The sequence below is a fragment of the Dryocola baronae genome, from assembly GCF_051297175.1.
Lineage (GTDB): Bacteria > Pseudomonadota > Gammaproteobacteria > Enterobacterales > Enterobacteriaceae > Dryocola.
The window spans coordinates 3,534,399-3,554,514 of the sequence record NZ_JBINNY010000001.1 but is presented as its reverse complement, the minus strand read 5'-3'; the positions used below and the strand labels follow the sequence as shown (position 1 = coordinate 3,554,514).

Sequence of the window (20,116 nt, the reverse complement as noted above, 5' to 3'; positions counted from 1 at the left end):
TGATTTTTTTATTCACCATGATGAAGGTTAAAAATTATCAACGCGGAGGATTTTTTGCCGCCGGGCTTAATTTTAGCGGCGGATAAACCGCTTTTTTCCCGCACGATCATCTCTTCTCTATGGAAGGAAAACATTCATGCTGTCTATTAATACCAACGCGGCCTCGATGGCGGCCGTCACCGCGCTTACCAATAGCAACACGTCGCTGAGCCAGTCTATGGAGCGCCTGGCGACGGGGCAGCGCATTAACTCCGCGGCGGACGACGCGGCGGGTAAACAAATTGCAACGCGCCTGCAAACCCAGTCCGACGGCATGGCGGTGGCGCAGCGCAACATCGCCGACGCCACCGCCATGCTGCAAACCGCAGACGGCAGCTTCGATGAAATGAACGACATCCTCGGGCGCATGAAAGATCTCTCCACGCAGGCGGCGAACGGCACCTACAGCGACGACGACCGCCAGGCGATGCAGTCCGAGTTCGACGAGCTGGGCCAGCAGATGTCCGACATGATGCAGAACACCACCTACGGCGGCACCAACCTGTTCAACGGCGCGTCCGGCCTGTTCTCCGGCGGCGGCGTAACCTTCCAGGTCGGCTCGGAGTCCAGCGACACCATGAAGGTGGATATCTCCGCAAGCGTGACGAACCTCACCCGCGATCTTTCATCTTTAAGCGCGTCGTTCACCAGCGATCAGGCGTCCAACGTTAGCGCAAGCGGCACAGAGCTGATGACCGCGTCTTCGGCGAACGCCACCATCAGCGCCATTCAGGGCGCGATGACCGACGTGGGCAAAATCCAGTCAACGCTGGGCGCGTCCGTTAACCGCCTGAGCGACACGGCGAACAACCTGCAAAACATGCAGGACAACACGGCCATCGCCATCGGCAACATTATGGATACCGACTACGCGGCGGAAGCGTCGAACATGTCGAGAGAGCAGGTGCTGATGCAGACAAGTATCACCATGCTCAAGCAGTCCAACAGCATGTCGAGCATGGTTTCCAGCCTGTTGCAGTAGCTGTGTCGCTTTTTGGTGGATGGCGGCTTGCGCCTTATCCACCCTACAAAACCATTAACCGCGGATCCCGTAGGTCGGGTAAGGCGTAGCCGCCACCCGACAAAATGGTGGATGGCGCTTCGCTTATCCACCCTACAAAACCGTTAACCGCGGATCCCGTAGGTCGGGTAAGGCGCAGCCGCCACCCGACAAAATGGTGGATGGCGCTTCGCTTATCCACCCTACAAAACCGTTAACCGCGGATCCCGTAGGTCGGGTAAGGCGTAGCCGCCACCCGACAATCCCAACCAACAATCCCAACCCCACACCCCCAAAAACCGCCAGCCGACCCTCGCCTAAAAATTTCTCAAAAAAAACGTCGCGCCGGTTTAATTTTTCCACCGCAGGGTCGCTTTACTGAGATATCTCGATTGAGAGCATCCAAACAACATTCAAGGAGCAGTACATGTTATCTATCAACACCAACGCATCTTCCATGGCGGCAGTGAACGCCCTGAACACCAGCAACGCCTCCCTGAGCCAGTCTATGGAGCGCCTTGCAACCGGTAGCCGCATTAACTCTTCTGCGGACGATGCCGCGGGCAAACAGATTGCAAACCGCCTGCAGGCGCAGTCAGACGGCATGGGCGTGGCACAGCGTAACATCGCAGACGCCACCGCCATGCTACAGACCGCTGACGGCACCTTCGACGAAATGACCGACATCCTGGGCCGCATGAAAGACCTGTCAACGCAGGCAGCTAACGGAACGTACAGCGATGACGACCGTCAGGCGATGCAGTCCGAGTTCGACGAACTGGGCCAGCAGATGTCCGACATGATGCAGAACACCACCTACGGCGGCACCAACCTGTTCAACGGCGCGTCCGGCCTGTTCTCCGGCGGCGGCGTGACCTTCCAGGTGGGTTCAGAGTCTTCTGACACCATGAACGTGGACATCTCCAGCAGCCTGTCTAACCTGACGTCCGACCTGTCTTCCCTGAGCGCGTCGTTCACCAGCGACCAGGCGTCCAACACGGCGGCAAGCGGCACCGAACTGATGACCGCGTCTTCTGCGAACGCCACCATCAGCGCTATTCAGGGCGTGATGACCGACGTGGGCAAAATCCAGTCTACTCTGGGTGCGTCCATCAACCGTCTGGGCGATACCGCCAACAACCTGCAGAGCATGCAGGACAACACCGCGACCGCTATCGGCAACATCATGGACACCGATTACGCGACGGAAGCGTCCAACATGTCGAAAGAGCAGGTTCTGATGCAGACCAGTATCACCATGCTGAAGCAGTCCAACAGCATGTCCGGCATGGTATCCAGCCTGCTGCAGTAATCGACTTTTTAAGTCGCAAAAAACCATCGCTGGGGGGCGGTGGTTTTTTTTTGCCTGCGGAAAGCGTTGCGGTGGATGGCGGCTTGCGCCTTATTCACCCGACAAAATGGTGGATGGCGCTTCGCTTATCCACCCTACAAAACCGTTAACCGCGTATCCCGTAGGTCGGGTAAGGCGCAGCCGCCACCCGACAAAATGGTGGATGGCGCTTCGCTTATCCACCCTACAAAACCATTAACCGCGTATCCCGTAGGTCGGGTAAGGCGCAGCCGCCACCCGACAAAATGGTGGATGGCGCTTCGCTTATCCACCCTACAAAACCATTTACCGCGGATCCAGTAGGTCGGGTAAGGCGCAGCCGCCACCCGACAATCCCTCCCGACACCCGACACCCGATAACCCACCCGACACCCGATAACCCACCCGACACCCCACAACCCCACAACCCCAAAAACCACTACCCGACCATCGCCTAAAAATTTCTCAAAAAAATCGTCGCGCCGGTTTAATTTTTCCGCCGCAGGGTCGCTTTACTGAGATATCTCGATTGAGAGCATCCAAACAACATTCAAGGAGCAGTACATGTTATCTATCAACACCAACGCATCTTCCATGGCGGCAGTGAACGCCCTGAACACCAGCAACGCCTCCCTGAGCCAGTCTATGGAGCGCCTTGCAACCGGTAGCCGCATTAACTCTTCTGCGGACGATGCCGCGGGCAAACAGATTGCAAACCGCCTGCAGGCGCAGTCAGACGGCATGGGCGTGGCACAGCGTAACATCGCAGACGCCACCGCCATGCTACAGACCGCTGACGGCACCTTCGACGAAATGACCGACATCCTGGGCCGCATGAAAGACCTGTCAACGCAGGCAGCTAACGGAACGTACAGCGATGACGACCGTCAGGCGATGCAGTCCGAGTTCGACGAACTGGGCCAGCAGATGTCCGACATGATGCAGAACACCACCTACGGCGGCACCAACCTGTTCAACGGCGCGTCCGGCCTGTTCTCCGGCGGCGGCGTGACCTTCCAGGTGGGTTCAGAGTCTTCTGACACCATGAACGTGGACATCTCCAGCAGCCTGTCCAAGCTGACGACCGACCTGTCTTCTCTGAGCGCGTCCTTCACCAGCGACCAGGCGTCCAACACGGCGGCAAGCGGCACCGAACTGATGACCGCGTCTTCTGCGAACGCCACCATCAGCGCTATTCAGGGCGTGATGACCGACGTGGGCAAAATCCAGTCTACTCTGGGTGCGTCCATCAACCGTCTGGGCGATACCGCCAACAACCTGCAGAGCATGCAGGACAACACCACGACCGCAATCGGCAACATCATGGATACCGATTACGCGACGGAAGCGTCCAACATGTCCAAAGAGCAGGTTCTGATGCAGACCAGTATCACCATGCTCAAGCAGTCCAACAGCATGTCCGGCATGGTGTCCAGCCTGCTGCAGTAATCGGCTTTACGCGTCAAAGAAGACCACCGCCCAGGCGGTGGTTTTTTTTAGCCCCCGATCCGGGAAAGGACGAAAACTTCCTTCCGGGAAAGCGGAAAAAACGTTTCCCTCTGTTTTTAATTCATTGAAATTAAACAATAAAATAGTTGGCACGCGAATTGCTAATTATCAGCCATGAAACCTGAACGGAGTACACACAATGATTAATCCAAGAACGATAGCGAAAGAGCTTGCCATTCTGGATGTCTCCTCACGGGCCGGACAGCTTGCACGTCAGCAACAAGATCTTAACGCCCAGTCCAGCGGTTTGGACGATTTAGAAAATGCGTTAAGCAGCTTCCAGACGGCGGTTGACGCCCTGGACAGCTCGACCGACGGGCCAATCGTTAATACCGCGTCCTCAAACCAGGACACGGCGACCATCACCGCGAACTCCGAGGCGCAGACCGGGACGTATACCTTCTTCGTCGACCAGATTGCGACCGCGCAGCAGACCACCTATTCGTTTGCCGACGGGGATATCCCGAGCAGCGGCACGTTCAGCATCACGATGGGCGATAGCGAAATGGATATCGACCTTTCCCAGTCCGACGAGGACGGCGACGGGGCGGTAAGCGTGGGCGAACTGGCGGATGCAATTAACGACTCCGAGGACAACCCCGGCGTTACCGCCTCCATCGTTAAGACCAACGGCTCCACGACGCTGATGTTGACCAGCGATGAAACGGGCGCGGCGAGCAGCTTTAGCGTGTCCGCCAGCGGCATCGATGCGAATTCGGCCTTCGCCACGGAGATGAACAGCCCGAAAAACCTCTCGACGTCCCAGGACGCGATTATCTATCTCGGCAGCTCTCCGGACGACGGCATCGAAATCACCAACAGCACCAACACCTTTGACGATGTGATCCCCGGCGTGTCGATGACCTTCACCGAACCTTCCGAGGACGGCAAGCCGATGACCATCACCGTGAAGAACGATGAAGGGGCCACCGAGGAAAAGGTGAACACCTTTGTCGACGCCTATAACTCGCTGGTCGATGACTTAGCCGATCTGACGAAAAACGGTGACGCTGCCAACGACATTGCTGGCGGCCCTTTTGCGGGCGACTCAGGTATCTCGGCGCTGCAAAGCCAGATCCGCAACATCACCCACAACTCCTTTGACGGCGTGTCGATCATCGATTACGGCATCACGCTGGATAAAGACGGGCACCTGCAGGTCGATTCCGAAAAGTTTGACGACGAGATGGAGAAAAACCCGGACGGGCTAAACAACATTTTTGTCGGCCCCGGCAGCATGAGCGAGCAGATCGACGACGTGCTCGACACCTACCTCGACGACAACAACGGCATCATCATGCAGCGCCAGGCGACCATCGACGATCGCACCGATCAGATTGCCAGCGAAGCCGACGAGCTGAAAAAGACTTACAAAACCTCCTACGACCGCTATCTCAACGAGTTCACCGCGACGATGGTGGAAATTGAAAGCATGACCATGAGTATGGCCGCCTTCGCCTAAAAGGCTAAAGAAACAAAGGGTTAATTAAATTATGTACGCTCAAGAAAACGGCTATTCCCAGTACAAAGAGATGGATTTGGCCTCTCGTACGGCCTCTGCCTCACCGCTGGATCTCGTGCTGGTGCTTTATGCCGGGCTGCTCGATGAGCTGGAACGCGCCAAAAGCCACATCGAAAGCAAGCGCTACGAACGCAAAGCGCAAAGCATCAACAAAAGCATCGACATTTTGAACGCCCTGACCAGCTCGCTGGAGTTTGAAACCGGCGGCGACGTGGTGCTGAACCTGGCGCGTCTTTACGACCACTGCGTTTACCGCCTCTACGAGGCCAGCGGCCAGCTCTCGGTTGAAAAAATCGATGAAGTGATCCTCATCCTGACCAACCTGCGCGAAGGGTGGGAAGGGCTTGCCAAGAAGCTGGGATAAGCGATGAGCAGCGATGAACTACGCCAGCAGCTGCTTGGGCTACTGGACGCCATGAACGAAGCGCTGGACAAGCAGCGCTGGCGCAAAATGCCCGCGCTTCACCAGCGGCTGATGCAGGTTTTTGCGCAATACCGCGCGCAGGAAACGTCGCAGGCCGCCCTCGATGAGATGAAGCAGACGTTGCACAACGGTTTTCAGCAGATCCTCGAACGACGCAGACAGCGTGCCGCGCTGCTGCAAAATCGCATGGCAAGCCATCGCGACCGCAGTGAAGGCATGCTGGCTTACTCAATGGTGAACCTGGTTTCGGAGCAATCATGAAAGACATTTCACTGGCCGCAGGCGGCCTGTTGCAGGCGCTGTCGGAAACCCCCGTGCAGGCAAACGGCGCGGCGGGCGAGCAGGCCACGGGCCGCTTGAACTTTACGCTTCCGGAAATGGCGTTAGACGCCATCGGCCAGCGCGTGCATGCGGCAAAATCCCCGGCGCACGATCCGGCTGCCAAAAGCGGCGACGATGACCAAAGCGCGCAGATGCAGATGCTGCTGTCGCTATTTCTGAACCAGGGCGCACCGGCTGAACCTGCCGCGCGTATGCAGCTCAGCACGCCGAACGCGTCCGGCAAACTGCTTCAGGCGCTGTCGCTGACGCAGGGCCAGCCGGCGCCGCTTGCGCAAAAGCAGAGCGGTTTTTTTTGCCAGCGTGTCGAACAAGACGGCTGACGAGGTGAAAGCGCAGATCGGCAATCTGACCGCCGGTGATTCAGCCAACAAGCTGTCGCCGAAGCTTCAGGCCGTGCTCGCTTCGCTGATGGCGTCCGCACCCGCGCAGGATACCGGCACGCCCGCCCAGCAGGCCCAGCTGGTGCAAAGCGCCGCGCAGAATCTGCGTGCCGTTGCGCCGCAGGCCGTCGCGCATGCCGCTCCGCAGAATCTAAAGGTGGACGCCGCGCCGCGTGAGAAAGCAAGCCGCGTTGCGCCGCGTATTGCCGCCGCCGATAAGCCTGCCGAAAAGCCGGAGGCGCAAAAGGGCAATCTGTCGGCAATGCTGCTGAACACCACGTTTGTGAAGCACGCAGCCACCGTCGATAACGCCGCCAGCGTGCCGGAAACGACTTTTAAGCTCAATACCCAGGGCGAAGAGTGGGGCGAACAGCTTACCGGCCTGCTGAAAGACCGCATCCAGTTCCAGCTTAACGAGCATCAGCAAATCTCGACCATCCGTCTTGACCCGCCCGCGCTCGGCAAGCTGAACATCTCTATTCAGCTGGATGCGGGCAAGCTGGTGGTGCACATCGACGCGTCCCAGGCCGACGTCAGCCGCACGCTCTCGCAGCTTAGCGACAACCTGCGCCAGCATCTGACGCAGCAAAACTTTATGCAGGTGGACGTGCAGGTGTCATCCGACGGGCGTTCCCAGCAGCAGTCCCAGCAGGGAAATCAAGGGCGCTCCCAGCAACAGCAGCAGATCGTATCCGCCGCCGAGCTTGAGAGTGAAGAAAACAATGGAAACCAGAACGAATCCGTTCTGATAAAAGTGTAATCAGACTATGAAAAAAACAATTTTAATCGGCTTATTGGTTGTCTTGCTCGCGGCGATCGTTGGCGGCGGTGCCGCAGCGGGGGCGATCTATTTTATGAAATCGTCCGCACCGGCCTCAGCCGACAGTAAAGCGGCGGAAAAAGCCAAGGTGAAAAAAGAGAGCCAGAATATTTTCGTTTCTCTTTCTGATTCCGTTGTCACTTTGCACGATGTTGATAATGACGATCACTACATGCTGGTTGAATTAGCGCTGGTGGTGGATAACGACGTTGCCTCTAAAAAGGCGCTGGCCGACGAGCCGCTTTATCAAAGTATTATTGTCGCCACTCTGGCGGACATGAAATATGAAGAGGCGCGCACGCTGAAAATTAGCGAGCTGCGCAAGCTGCTGACGGATTCATTAGCAAAAGAGCTAAGCAATCGTGAAGTGACTATTCCCTATAACGATGTGTTAGTGAAGAAAGTTGTCTTCCAGTAATGCTGGAAAATATGCGGAAATAATACGATGCAATTAGCCTATGACTCGCAGGAATTCCAGACGCTACCGTCTTTGACCCCCGCGCAGGAGAGCCAATATTTACAGGCCTATCTGCCGCTGGTGCGCAAGGTGGTACGCCAGCTTGCCCCACAGTGCAACAGCGTGATGGACAAACAGGACATGGAACAGATTGCCCTCATAGGACTGCTTGAGGCGATTCGTCGCTACGGCGCCCCCGATGCAGGCTTCGGGGGCTATGCCGTCCACCGCATTCGCGGCGCAATCTTAGACGAACTGCGCAGCCTGGACTGGCGTCCGCGCCAGCTGCGGCAGAAGTATCACCAAATCAGCGATTTAATTCGTGATTTGCGCAAGACGCTTGGCCGGGAACCCGAACTTGCCGAGCTGATTGCCGAAGGCGTTACGGCAGAGGATTACCGGGAATACCTTGACCTTGAAGGAGCAAACACGCTGGCAAGTCTGGATGAACTGCTCGGCGACGAGCACAGCGTTTTGCCTCTACAGGGGCGTAAGCTCGAAGATCAGATGATTACTCAGCACATGCTGAGCAAGGCGCTGACCACGCTTACGGAAAAAGAACAGCAGATACTCTTTCTCTATTATCAGCAGGATATGAACCTAAAAGAGATCGCGTTGGTGCTGGGGCTAACGGAGGCACGTATCTGCCAAATGAACAAAAAAATTGCCGAGAAACTCAAAGAGTATTTCGCGCAACGTTAATTAATTTATCTTGAATTGAGTACCCGCCGTGCGGGTCATAGAGGTTTATATGCAAAAGCTTTTAGGTTTATTGGTCGTGCTCGGCTGTGTATTTGGTGGCTATTACGAAGCCGGTGGGCAAATTGTCGCAATCTGGCAGCCTGCGGAAATCGTTATTATTTTAGGCGCGGGCTTCGGGGCGATGATTATCGGTAACCCGATGCACGTCTTAAAAGAAATTCTTCACCAGATTAAAGGCGTGATGAGTAAAAATAGCCTCGGCGCGGAATTCCAGCGCCAGCTTTTAATGTGCCTGTATGAACTGCTGGAAACCGTACAAAACGGCGGCCTGCGCATGCTCGACCAGCATATCGAACAGCCGGAAGAGAGCACCATTTTCCAGAAATTCCCCCAGGTTTTAAAACAAAAGCGCCTGGTGATGTTTATTGCCGATAACTTCCGCCTGATGGCGATGGGGAAAATCGACGCCCACGAGCTGGAAGGGATCCTCGACCAGGAGCTGGAAACCATCGAAGGCGAGCTGATGGCGCCGTCCCGTTCGCTGCAGCGTACCGCAGAAGCGATGCCGGGCTTCGGCATCTGCGCGGCGGTGCTGGGGATCATCATCACCATGCAGTCCATCGACGGTTCCATCGCGCTAATCGGCCTGAAGGTAGCGGCGGCGCTGGTGGGCACGTTCCTCGGCGTGTTCTTCTGCTACTGCTTTATGGATCCGCTGGCGAACTCCATGGAACAGCAGGCGCGTGCCGAACATTCGCTGTTGGAATGCGTGCGCACCGTGCTGGTCGCCCAGGCGGGCGGCAAACCGACGCTGCTGGCCGTTGACGCCGGACGCAAGCTGCTTCACCTGGCGTCTAAACCGACCTTTGCCAATCTGGACGCCTGGGTTAACGCGATGCTGGAGAATGAAGAGTAATGCGGCCGAATAAACGCGACCGGGGTGGTAATCACACCACGATCATCCGGCGGCAGATCAAAAAGAACCACGGCGGCCACCACGGCGGCGCCTGGAAAGTGGCGTTTGCCGACTTTACCCTCGCCATGATGGCGCTGTTCATGACGCTGTGGATCGTGAACAGCGTCAGCAAGCAGGACCGCGAAAATATCGTCGCGGCCCTTCACGGGCAGTCGGTCTTTGCGGGCGGCATGACGCCGTTAAATAACATTGGCCGCAAGGTCATCGTTAAAGGTATGGGCAGCCACGGCTCCAAGCAGGGCGGCAACAGCAACCATATCAAAGAGCTGGATTTGCTCACCGCGAAGGAAGCCAACACGCACACCGAACCTACCGTTGACGAGGACTCGGCGCAGAAGGCCATCAGCACCACGCAGAAAATGGCGCTCTTGAAGCAGAAATCCACCCGCGAGCTGGGCGAACTGGCGACCAGCATCAACGACATCGCGCTGAAGGCGCACATGGAAAGCAACCTCGAGATGGAGATTGTGCCGCAGGGGCTGCGCATCCTCGTGAAGGATAACCAGAACCGCAGCATGTTCGAACGCGGCAGCGCGAACATCATGCCGTTCTTCCGCTCGCTGCTGACCGACCTGACGCCGGTGTTCGATTCGCTGGATAATAAAATCATTATTACCGGCCACACGGATTCCATGCAGTACAGGCAGAACGCCTACAACAACTGGAACCTTTCCGGCGACCGTGCGCTGTCCGCAAGACGCGTGATGGAGCAGGCGGGCATGCCGACCAACAAGGTGATGCAGGTCAGCGCGATGGCCGACCAGATGCTGCTGGATGCTAAAAATCCGGAAGGCGCGGACAACCGCCGCATTGAGATTATGGTGCTCACCCAGTCGGCGTCCGACACGCTGTACCAGTTCTTCGGCGCGCAGGGTGAGAAGGTGGTGAAACCGCTAGCCAGCCAGCTGGACGCGGGGAAAAAGCCGGTGGTTAAGCTGCCTGACTTCGGCGGTGAGAAAAAGCACGGTTGAGTGTTGGGGTGGAGGGTATCCACCCTGCAACCCATGTGGTGGATGGCGCTTCGCTTATCCACCCTACGTTTCGCAATCGGTGGATGGCGCTTCGCTTATCCACCCTACGTTTCGCAATCGGTGGATGGCGCTTCGCTTATCCACCCTACGTTTCGCAGTCGGTGGATGGCGCTTCGCTTATCCACCCTACGTTTCACAATCGGTGGACGGCGCTTCGCTTATCCACCCTAGGTTTCGCAATCGGTGGATGGCGCTTCGCTTATCCACCCTACGTTTCACAATCGGTGGATGGCGCTTCGCTTATCCACCCTACGTTTCACAATCGGTGGATGGCGCTTCGCTTATCCACCCTAGGTTTCGCAATCGGTGGACGGTGTTTAACTTTTCCACGATGCATTGCATTGGTAGGTCGGATAAGCGAAGCGCCATCCGACACAATCCGCCGAGGCCAAACGCTTAACGGTGGAAATCGCCCGCCGCCTCTGGCTGATACTCAAGGGCGAGCACTTCAATGTTGGTCTGGTTGCCGTTTGGCAGCGTCCAGTTGATGCTGTCGCCAACGCGCAGGCCGAGCAGGGCAGCGCCTACCGGTGCCATAACCGAAAGCTGATTCACGCTGTCCGTCAGATTGGCCGGGTAAACCAGCGTGCGGACATGTTCCTCGCCGGAGTTCAGATCGCGGAACTTCACGCGGCTGTTCATGGTAACGACATCCGCAGGCATGTTTTCCGGGCTGCACATCTCGGCACGATCCAGCTCTGCGTTTAGCGCAACCGCAACCGGCAGGTTGGCATACTCCGACTTCTCCAGCAGGCGGTCGAGGCGCTCGGCGTCGAGGTCATTAATGATGATGGCAGGTCTGGACATAATTCTCTCCGTGTAAAAAACTGGCACTCATGTGCATGGCTTAGGCCGTACAAAGAAAAACCCTCACCGTAAACGATGAGGGTCTGGTCTTCACTGATGATACCGGGCTTAACCGCTGGTTAAAAGTGACTCAGGTCACAGGCCCATCTCACCAGGCGATTAGAGGATGATACTGCCTACCAGCGCAAACAGGAAGGCGATAGTACCTATCAGTGTCTCCATCACCGTCCAGGTTTTCAGCGTGGTTTTCTCGTCCATCTCAAGGAAACGGCCCACCAGCCAGAAGCCGGAGTCGTTCACGTGCGACAGCACCGTCGCACCGCCGGCAATCGCAATGACGATAAAGCACAGGTCGAACTGGCTCAGGCCGGTCGTCGCGGCCACCATCGGCGAAACCAGAGCGGCGGTGGTGGTCAGCGCAACCGTGGCAGAACCCTGCGCCACGCGCAGCGCGGTGGAGATAACGAACGCCGCAACGATGACCGGCATGCCGGTGTCGGACAGCACGCCCGCCAGCGCATCGCCGATGCCGCTTGCGCGCAGAACGCCGCCGAACATGCCGCCCGCGCCGGTGACCAGAATAATCCCGCAGATAGGGCCAAGCGCGCCGTCGCACACTTTTTCCAGATGCTGGCGGCTGTGCTTGCCGCTAAACACGATCAGCGCAAAGAACACGGTGATCAGCAGCGCGATAGGGGTTTTGCCCAGCATGCGCAGGAACTGCACCACGATATTATCGGCGCTCACCCAGCCCAGCACGGTGGCGGTGTTCAGCCCGGTATCGAGGAAAATCAGCACCAGCGGCATCAGCAGGATGGACAGCACCATGCCGAACGACGGCGGCTGGTGGTTTTCGTCCACCTCAACCTTGCCGAGGAAAGAGGTCGGCAGCGGCACGTCAAACTTCTTACCGGCGTACAGGCCGAACAGATAGGCACCCAGATACCAGGTCGGCAGGGCGATAATCAGGCCGACCACCACCAGCAGGCCGATGTTGGCACCCAGCAGTTCGCTGGCGGCAACCGGGCCGGGATGCGGCGGCAGCAGGGCGTGCATCACCGCAAAGGCACCGGCGGCGGGCAGCGCGTACTTAAGCGTAGAACCGCCGAACTGCTTGGCGACGCTGAAAATAATCGGCAGCATCACCACCAGGCCCGCGTCAAAGAAGATCGGGAAGCCGAACAGCAGCGAGGCCACGCCAAGCGCGAACGGCGCGCGGTGCGATCCGAAGGTGCCGACCAGCGTATCCGCCAGCACTTTTGCGCCGCCGGAAATCTCCAGCAGGCGGCCAATCATCGCGCCCAGGCCAACCAGCAGGGCAACGCCCGCCAGCGTGCTGCCAAAACCGCCCAGAATAGTCGGCACGATTTTATCGAACGGCACGCCGGTGACCAGCGCCACCACGACGCTCACAAGGGTTAAGGCTAAGAAAGCATGCACCTTAAAGCGCATGATAAGAACGAGCAGAAGAAGGACTGAACAGGCTGCAATCCCTAGCAGAGTTCCCGCTCCGTAACTGACGGTCATTTCGGTCATAATAATTATCCTCGGGCCGAATTTTCAGGTGAAAAACCGCAATGCGTCATTCACCGCTTTTTTGATACCGGTAACATGATATCGGTAACATTGCGCCTTCGGGAATGTGGCCTGTCATATTTGTTAACATTTTGCGACCAGGCTCAAAGTATCGAAATAAAGCGCCTAAAACGAGATCCAGCGAATTGCCCGCCGGAAATAAACCTGCATGGGGGGAATTTTGCATTACCCTTTATGAGCACGTTTCGTACGCGTGCCCATCTCGGTTTCCCCCTTTGCAGGAGATATCATGAGCCATTACGACAAACTCACGTTAAAAGACGGCAGCTCGCTCTACTTTAAAGACTGGGGCGAAGGGCAGCCCGTCGTTTTCAGCCACGGCTGGCCGTTAACGGCAGACGCGTTTGAAGACCAGATGTTCTTCCTCGGCCAGCACGGCTTTCGGGTAATTGCCCACGACCGCCGCGGCCACGGGCGCTCGTCGCAAAGCTGGGAAGGCCACAACATGGACCAGTATGCCGACGATTTAGCGGAGCTAACGGCGCATCTCAACCTGAAGGATGCGGTTCACGTTGGGCATTCGACCGGCGGCGGCGAAGTCGCGCGCTATATTGGCCGCCACGGCACGGATCGCGTGGCGAAAGCGGTGTTAATTGGCGCGGTTCCGCCCATCATGGTGAAAACCGACTTCAACCCGAACGGCGTGCCGCTTGAGGTGTTCGACGGCATCCGCGAAGGCGTGCGCACCAACCGTGCGGACTTCTTCAAAGAGCTGACGCTGGCGTTTTACGGCTACAACCGCGACGGTGCGAAAATCTCCGAAGGCGTGCGCGAAAGCTTCGTCGCGCAGGGCATGCAGGGCGGCATCAAGGCGCTATACGACTGCATCAAAGCGTTTTCGGAAACCGACCTGCGCGAAGACCTGAAGAAAATGACCGTTCCCACGCTGGTTATCCACGGCGACGACGACCAGATAGTGCCGTTCGAAACCTGCGGGAAGGTGACCGCAGAAATCCTGCCGAACGCGCAGCTCAAGGTCTACCCTGGCGGCTCGCACGGCATCTGCACCACCGAAAAAGACCAGATTAACGCTGACCTGCTGGCGTTTTTGAAAGGTTAATTTTTGTCGGATGGCGCTGCGCTTATCCGACCTACGGCATGTCGAACGTAGGGCGGGTAAGCGCAGCGCCACCCGCCGCCGTTACCCGCTCCCCCCGCATAGCGCGTTCTGCGCCAAACATTCATAAAAAATATATTTACGTGCGTTACCTCCGGAATTCGCACAAAGGTTAGGTGGCTAACTTGCCGCTCGGCCTCGTTCTTAACTAGCTTTGGGAATGGTGTGGTTATTTTTACACCACCTCCGATTACGTCTGAACCCAAGAGGACATAATGAAAAAGCTGACGTTAAGTCTTACCTTAGCGCTCGCGGGTGTTTCAAACGCCGCGCTTGCCGATACCCTGCGTATGGAATGCCCGATCTCCCCCGGCGGTAAGGAATACTGCAACTACGTCAAAGACCGTTTTGAAAAGCAAACCAGCAACAAGCTGGAGTTTATCGAGTTCCCGGCGGCGTCCGACGAAAAGCTCGCGCTGCTCCAGCAGCTATTTGCCGCCAAAGATGAAAAAGCGGTGGATCTCTTCCAGTCCGACACCATCTGGGTGGGGTTGCTCGACAGGCAAACCCTCGATTTAACCGACGCGGTTGCCGACATGAAGGGCGATTTCTTCCCCGGCCCGTGGGCGAACGACACGGTGAACGGCAAGGTGAAGGCGGTGCCCGCCTATCTCGATACCGGCGTGCTTTATTACCGCAAAGACCTGCTGGAAAAATACGGCGAACAGCCGCCGAAAACCTGGGCCGACCTGACGCGCATCGCGACAAAGATCCAGGAAGAGGAGCGCAAGGCCGGGCACAAAAACTTCTGGGGGATGATCTTCCAGGGCAAATCGTACGAAGGGCTAACCTGTAACGCGCTGGAGTGGATTGATTCCTACGGCGGCGGCACCTTCATCGACGAAAAAGGGAACGTGACCATCAACAACCCTAAGGCCGCGGCGGCGCTGGATATGGTCGCGGGCTGGATTGGCAAAATCACGCCGAAGGGTGCGCTGGGCTACAAAGAGGAAGAGTCCCGCGCCGTGTTCCAGAACGGCGACGCGCTGTTTATGCGCAACTGGCCTTACGCCTATCTGCTTTCGCAGGGCGCAGACAGCCCGCTGAAGGGCAAAGTGGGCGTCGCGCCGCTGCCCGCCGGGCCGGATGGCAAATCGGCCAACGCGCTGGGCGGCTGGCAGTGGTCGGTTAACGCCAACACCAAAAACAAAGACGCGGCCATCGCGCTGCTGAAAATCCTCACCGACGCCGACTCGCAGAAAATGCAGCTTAAGTTCTTAGGCTTCGCCCCAACCCGCTCCGCGCTTTATGAAGACAAGGCCGTGCTGGAAACCGCGCCGCATCTGACGATGTTTAAAGAGATCTTCGCCAACGCGGTCCCGCGCCCGGCCACGGCCACCAAAGGCCAGTACCCGCGCGTGTCTAACGCCATTTTTAACGTGACCTTCAAGGTGCTCAACGGGGCCAGCGACGGTAAAGCCGCCGTGGCGGATCTGCAAAAACGCCTGGAACGCGTGAAGGGTAAGGACTGGCACTAATTGGCCCGCCTCGGCTATCAACAGCGCCGCCGCCGTATCGCGTGGATACTGGTGGCGCCCGCGCTTATTCTCCTTGCGCTGGCGGCAGGATGGCCGCTGGTGCGCACCTTCTTCTTCAGCTTTACCAACGCGATGCTCGACAACCCGTCCGAGTACGAAATGGTGGGGCTGGCTAACTACTATGCCAAAAACGGCGGCGAGGCCAGCGGCGTGCTGGTCGACCCGCTCTGGTGGCAGGCCGTCGGCAACACGCTGTGGTTCACGGTGGTTTCCGTAGGGCTTGAGCTGCTGCTCGGCATGCTGCTGGCGCTGCTGATGAACGAAAAGTTTCGCGGCCAGGCGCTGGTGCGCACCGCGATTCTGGTGCCGTGGGCGATTCCGACCATCGTCAGCGCCAAAATGTGGGGCTGGATGTTCCACGACCAGTACGGCGTGGTGAACGATCTGCTGGCGAAGATCTTCGGCTACCAGTCGCATCTGGCGTGGATCGCCGAGCCGTCGCTCTCCATGTGGGCGGTAGTGATCGCCGACGTCTGGAAAACGACGCCGTTTATGGCGCTGATGCTGCTGGCGGCGCTTCAGCTTATCCCTGGCGATCTCTACGAGGCGGCCCGCGTGGACGGTGCCAGCGCCTGGCAGCGCTTTAAGCGCATCACGCTGCCGCTGATCCTGCCCGCGATGATCGTCGCGCTCATCTTCCGCGTGATGGACGCGATGCGCATCTTCGATCTGATCTTCGTGCTCACCTCCAACAGCGAGGCGACGATGTCCGTTTCCGGCTACGCCCGCGAGCAGATTATTTCCTATCAGGATATGGGCGTCGGCTCGGCGGCATCGGTGCTGGTATTTATGATGGTGGCGGGCATTGCCGCCTGCTTTATCCGCGTCTCGCGCCTGAACGAAAAGGAGAAGCGGTGATGAAAACGACCCGTCGGCAGCGCAGGCTGGGCCACAATCTGGTGATTTATCTCGGCGCGACCTTTGCCGTTTTGTTCTGCGTGTTCCCGTTTTATTACGCCATTCTCACCTCGCTGCGCACCGGCCAGGAGCTGTTTTTACCGGCCTACCTGCCGAGCGGCTATCACTGGCATAACTATGTGGTCGCGCTGGTGGATAACGGCATCGCCCGCAGCCTGCTGAACTCGGTGCTGGTGGCGACGATTACCGTCGGCATCTGCCTGCTGGTGTCGGTGACCGCCTCTTTTGCGCTGGCGCGCGTGCCGTTTCGCGGCCGTAAATTCCTGCTGTTCACCATTCTGTGCGTGTCGATGTTCCCGCAGGTGGCGGTGCTGACCGGCATGTTCGAGCTGGTGCGCTTCCTGGGACTGTACGATTCGCTGGGCGCGCTGATCCTCTCCTACACCACGTTTTCGCTGCCGTTTACCGTCTGGGTGCTGACCACCTTTATGAAGTCGATTCCGGTGGAGCTTGAGGAGGCGGCCATCGTCGACGGCGCGAAAACCGGGACGATTATCCGCCGCGTTTTCGCCCCGATTCTGGCACCCGCGCTGGTGACCACCGGGCTGCTGGCGTTTATCGGCGCGTGGAACGAATTCATGTTCGCGCTGACGTTTATTATCTCCGGCGATAAACGCACGGTGCCGGTGGCGATCAGCATGTTCAGCGGCGCGTCCACCTTTGAACTGCCGTGGGGCAGCATTATGGCGGCGTCGGTGGTGGTGACGCTGCCGATTATCGTGCTGGTGCTTATCTTCCAGAAACGCATCGTCAGCGGGCTGACCAGCGGAGCGATTAAGGGCTAACTATGGGGCAACTGGTACTCGATAAAATTCACAAAAGCTACGGCACCTCGTCCGAGGTGATCAAGCCGCTGGATTTGACGGTCAACAACGGCGAGTTCGTGGTCGTCGTCGGGCCGTCGGGCTGCGGCAAGTCCACGCTGCTGCGCATGGTGGCGGGGCTTGAGGAGATAAGCGGCGGCGAAATGCGCATCGACGGCGTGTGCGTCAACGACGATTCGCCGTCCGAACGCGGCATCGGCATGGTGTTCCAGTCCTACGCGCTGTACCCGCACATGACGGTCTACCAGAACATGGCGTTCGCGCTGGAAATGGCGAAGCTGCCGGAAAACAAAATCGACGAAAAGGTGCGGGAAAGCGCGCGTATCCTGCAGCTTGAACACCTGCTCGACCGGCGGCCCAAAGACCTTTCCGGCGGCCAGCGCCAGCGCGTGGCGATAGGCCGGGCAATCGTGCGCGAGCCGAGCCTGTTTCTGTTCGACGAACCGCTCTCCAACCTCGACGCCTCGCTGCGCGTGCAGATGCGCATGGAAATCGCCGCGCTGCACAAGCGCATCCACGCGACCATTCTTTACGTCACCCACGATCAGGTCGAAGCGATGACCCTCGCCGACCGCATCGTGGTGCTAAACCAGGGGCAGATCGAACAGGTCGGTTCGCCGCTTGCGCTTTACGACCGCCCGGCGAACGTGTTCGTGGCGCAGTTTATCGGCTCGCCAAAAATGAATCTGATCCCCGGCGTGCTCGAGCGCGCAACGGAGCAGGGCTGCGAGGTGATGCTTGAGAACCGCCAGAACATCAGCCTGCCGATACGGGGCCACGGCGACGGGCAGGCGGTGCGGCTGGGCATTCGCCCGGAACATCTACAGCTCACCGAGCTTGCCCACGCGGACGTGGAGGGTGAGGTGCTGTTCGTTGAGCACATGGGCAACGAAACGCTGCTCTACGTAAACAGCGGCTACGGTAGCGAACCGCTGGTGATGCGCCATACTGAAAGACTCGAAATCAAGCCCGACCAGCGCATCGGCCTGCGCCTGCCGCCGGAGAGCTGCTATTTGTTTGATAGCGAAGGTCAGGCGTTTGCGCGTTTATAAACGGTGGATGGCGCTGCGCTTATCCACCCTACAACTGGCTCTGACGTAGGTCGGGTAAGCGCAGCGCCACCCGACAAAAAGGAGGGATCTGGTGGAAAAAAAATGGTGGCACAACGCGGTGGTGTACCAAATCTACCCGCGCAGCTTTATGGACAGCAACGGCGACGGCATCGGCGATATTAACGGCATTATCGGCAGGCTCGATTACCTGCAGCAGCTCGGCATCAACCTGATTTGGCTCTCGCCGGTCTACCGCTCGCCGATGGACGATAACGGCTACGACATCTCCGACTACGAGGACATCGCCGCCGAATTCGGCACACTCGCGGAGATGGACACCCTGATTGCCGAAGCGAAGGCCCGCGACATCCACATCCTGATGGATCTCGTCGTTAACCACACGTCCGACGAACACCCCTGGTTTATCGACGCGCTTAAATCCCCGACGAACCCGTACCGCGACTTCTATATCTGGCGTAAACCGGCGGCAGACGGCGGCCCGCCTAACGACTTCCACTCCTATTTTGGCGGCAGCGGCTGGGCCTTTGACGAAGCGAGCGGCGAGTATTATCTGCACCAGTTTTCCAGGCGCCAGCCGGATCTCAACTGGAAGAACCCGCGCGTTCACGAAGAGGTGCATGCCATGATGAACCGCTGGCTGGATAAGGGCATCGGCGGCTTTCGCATGGACGTTATCGATCTGATCGGCAAAGAGGTGGACGAACAGATCATGGCGAACGGTAAAAACCTGCACGCGCTTATCCGCCAGATGAACCGCGCCACCTTCGGCAAGGGCGACTACGTGAGGGTGGGCGAAGCCTGGAGCGCCACGCCGCAAGACGCGCTGCTCTACAGCGGCGCGGATCGCGAAGAGCTGTCGATGGTTTTCCAATTCGACCACATCAAGCAGTTCTGGGACGAGCACGCGGGCAAGTGGCGCAGCAGGCCGTTTGCGCTTGCGGCCTTCAAGGCGACCATCGACAAATGGCAGACGGCGCTGGCCCACGAGGGCTGGAACTCGCTGTTCTGGAGCAACCACGACCTGCCGCGCGCGGTGTCGAAATTCGGTGACGAGGGCGAGTTCCGCGAGGCGTCCGCCAAAATGCTCGGCACCGCGCTGCACTGCCTGAAGGGCACGCCGTACATCTATCAGGGTGAAGAGATCGGCATGACCAACGTGCGCTTCGAGGACATCGCCGAATACCGCGACATTGAAAGCCTGAACCTTTATCAGGAGCGGCTGGCGGCGGGCGTCAGCCACGAAGAGATGATGCTCGGCATTCACGCCAACGGGCGCGACAACGCGCGCACGCCGATGCAGTGGGACGCGAGCCCGAACGCCGGGTTCACCACCGGCACGCCGTGGATTGCCGTCAACCCGAACTACCGCGAAATCAACGTCGCCGCCGCCCTGGCCGAGCCGGACTCGATTCTGTGGCACTACCAGAAGCTGGTGGCGCTGCGCAAGCGGCATCCGATTCTGGTCTACGGCGACTTCGAGCAGGTTTTGCCCGAGCATCCGCAGGTGTTTGCCTGGCAGCGTTCGCTGGGCGAGCAGCGCCTGCTGGCGATCAACAACTTTACCCGCGAGCGCGTCACCCTTGAAATCCCGCAGGAAATGCAGGAGTGGCACGGCGAATGCCTCATCAGCAACTACGCGCCGCGCGACGCGCTGGCGGTGAGCCTTGAGCTACAACCTTATGAATCTTTTGCTTTATTAATCGGGAGGTAA

At 58.2% G+C, this 20,116-nt stretch carries 20 protein-coding genes; 18 read left to right on the top strand and 2 right to left on the bottom strand.

The genetic code is table 11. From position 1 onward, the window contains the following. The first annotated feature begins 136 nt into the window (after positions 1-136). From ACSPHG_RS16975 to lafU, 12 genes are all read left to right on the top strand, one after another. Complete coding sequence (locus ACSPHG_RS16975; protein WP_435954665.1) at positions 137-1,021, top strand: flagellin N-terminal helical domain-containing protein; 885 nt, start codon at positions 137-139, stop codon at positions 1,019-1,021. A 445-nt stretch (positions 1,022-1,466) separates the two neighbouring features. Continuing rightward, a complete protein-coding gene (lafA, locus tag ACSPHG_RS16970; protein WP_435954664.1) occupies positions 1,467-2,351 on the top strand; it encodes a lateral flagellin LafA in 885 nt (294 codons plus the stop codon). A gap of 582 nt (positions 2,352-2,933) precedes the next feature. After that, the gene (lafA, locus tag ACSPHG_RS16965) at positions 2,934-3,818 is read left to right on the top strand and encodes a lateral flagellin LafA (protein ID WP_435954663.1); all 885 of its coding nucleotides are present in this window, start codon (positions 2,934-2,936) and stop codon (positions 3,816-3,818) included. A 199-nt stretch (positions 3,819-4,017) separates the two neighbouring features. Then, positions 4,018-5,340, top strand: a complete 1,323-nt coding sequence (gene fliD, locus ACSPHG_RS16960) for a flagellar filament capping protein FliD (RefSeq protein WP_435954662.1) — start codon at positions 4,018-4,020, stop codon at positions 5,338-5,340. Between the two features lie 31 nt (positions 5,341-5,371). Continuing rightward, positions 5,372-5,764, top strand: a complete 393-nt coding sequence (gene fliS / locus ACSPHG_RS16955; RefSeq protein WP_435954661.1) for a flagellar export chaperone FliS — start codon at positions 5,372-5,374, stop codon at positions 5,762-5,764. Positions 5,765-5,767: 3 nt separating this feature from the next. Continuing rightward, complete coding sequence (locus tag ACSPHG_RS16950) at positions 5,768-6,085, top strand: flagellar protein FliT (RefSeq protein ID WP_435954660.1); 318 nt, start codon at positions 5,768-5,770, stop codon at positions 6,083-6,085. Continuing rightward, the gene (locus tag ACSPHG_RS16945; RefSeq protein ID WP_435954658.1) at positions 6,082-6,486 is read left to right on the top strand and encodes a hypothetical protein; all 405 of its coding nucleotides are present in this window, start codon (positions 6,082-6,084) and stop codon (positions 6,484-6,486) included. Before ACSPHG_RS16950 ends, ACSPHG_RS16945 begins: the two co-directional genes overlap by 4 nt. Next, positions 6,467-7,306 carry a flagellar hook-length control protein FliK gene (locus tag ACSPHG_RS16940; RefSeq protein WP_435954657.1) on the top strand — a complete coding sequence of 280 codons (840 nt, stop codon included), beginning with the start codon at positions 6,467-6,469 and terminating at the stop codon, positions 7,304-7,306. Before ACSPHG_RS16945 ends, ACSPHG_RS16940 begins: the two co-directional genes overlap by 20 nt. Before the next feature lie 7 nt (positions 7,307-7,313). Next, positions 7,314-7,784: a flagellar basal body-associated FliL family protein gene (locus tag ACSPHG_RS16935; protein WP_435954656.1), complete on the top strand. Its 471-nt coding sequence runs from the start codon at positions 7,314-7,316 to the stop codon at positions 7,782-7,784. Between the two features lie 27 nt (positions 7,785-7,811). Then, positions 7,812-8,525, top strand: coding sequence for a FliA/WhiG family RNA polymerase sigma factor (locus ACSPHG_RS16930; RefSeq protein WP_435954655.1), 714 nt, complete (start codon positions 7,812-7,814; stop codon positions 8,523-8,525). A 49-nt stretch (positions 8,526-8,574) separates the two neighbouring features. Next, the gene (gene motA, locus ACSPHG_RS16925) at positions 8,575-9,441 is read left to right on the top strand and encodes a flagellar motor stator protein MotA (RefSeq protein ID WP_435954654.1); all 867 of its coding nucleotides are present in this window, start codon (positions 8,575-8,577) and stop codon (positions 9,439-9,441) included. After that, positions 9,441-10,472, top strand: coding sequence for a putative lateral flagellar export/assembly protein LafU (lafU, locus tag ACSPHG_RS16920; RefSeq protein WP_435954653.1), 1,032 nt, complete (start codon positions 9,441-9,443; stop codon positions 10,470-10,472). Before motA ends, lafU begins: the two co-directional genes overlap by 1 nt. Positions 10,473-10,928: 456 nt before the next feature. Here the strand turns inward: lafU and rnk are convergent, their stop codons facing one another. Together rnk and ACSPHG_RS16910 are read right to left on the bottom strand one after the other, a co-directional pair. Further along, the gene (gene rnk / locus ACSPHG_RS16915) at positions 10,929-11,339 is read right to left on the bottom strand and encodes a nucleoside diphosphate kinase regulator (RefSeq protein WP_435954652.1); all 411 of its coding nucleotides are present in this window, start codon (positions 11,337-11,339) and stop codon (positions 10,929-10,931) included. Between the two features lie 159 nt (positions 11,340-11,498). Then, positions 11,499-12,875, bottom strand: coding sequence for a GntP family permease (locus ACSPHG_RS16910; RefSeq protein WP_435954651.1), 1,377 nt, complete (start codon positions 12,873-12,875; stop codon positions 11,499-11,501). A gap of 289 nt (positions 12,876-13,164) precedes the next feature. Between ACSPHG_RS16910 and ACSPHG_RS16905 the strand changes: the two genes are divergently transcribed. The 6 genes from ACSPHG_RS16905 (at position 13,165) to ACSPHG_RS16880 (ending at position 20,116) form a co-directional block, all read left to right on the top strand. Further along, the gene (locus ACSPHG_RS16905) at positions 13,165-13,995 is read left to right on the top strand and encodes an alpha/beta fold hydrolase (protein ID WP_435954650.1); all 831 of its coding nucleotides are present in this window, start codon (positions 13,165-13,167) and stop codon (positions 13,993-13,995) included. A 272-nt stretch (positions 13,996-14,267) separates the two neighbouring features. Next, positions 14,268-15,530 carry an ABC transporter substrate-binding protein gene (locus tag ACSPHG_RS16900; protein WP_435954649.1) on the top strand — a complete coding sequence of 421 codons (1,263 nt, stop codon included), beginning with the start codon at positions 14,268-14,270 and terminating at the stop codon, positions 15,528-15,530. Next, the gene (locus ACSPHG_RS16895) at positions 15,531-16,448 is read left to right on the top strand and encodes a carbohydrate ABC transporter permease (RefSeq protein WP_435954648.1); all 918 of its coding nucleotides are present in this window, start codon (positions 15,531-15,533) and stop codon (positions 16,446-16,448) included. Further along, positions 16,448-17,293 (top strand): carbohydrate ABC transporter permease, encoded by an 846-nt coding sequence (locus tag ACSPHG_RS16890; RefSeq protein WP_435954647.1) that lies wholly within the window; start codon positions 16,448-16,450, stop codon positions 17,291-17,293. The genes ACSPHG_RS16895 and ACSPHG_RS16890 overlap by 1 nt, the downstream gene beginning before the upstream one ends. A gap of 2 nt (positions 17,294-17,295) precedes the next feature. After that, positions 17,296-18,384, top strand: coding sequence for an ABC transporter ATP-binding protein (locus ACSPHG_RS16885; protein ID WP_435954646.1), 1,089 nt, complete (start codon positions 17,296-17,298; stop codon positions 18,382-18,384). Between the two features lie 91 nt (positions 18,385-18,475). Then, positions 18,476-20,116, top strand: coding sequence for a glycoside hydrolase family 13 protein (locus ACSPHG_RS16880; RefSeq protein WP_435954645.1), 1,641 nt, complete (start codon positions 18,476-18,478; stop codon positions 20,114-20,116).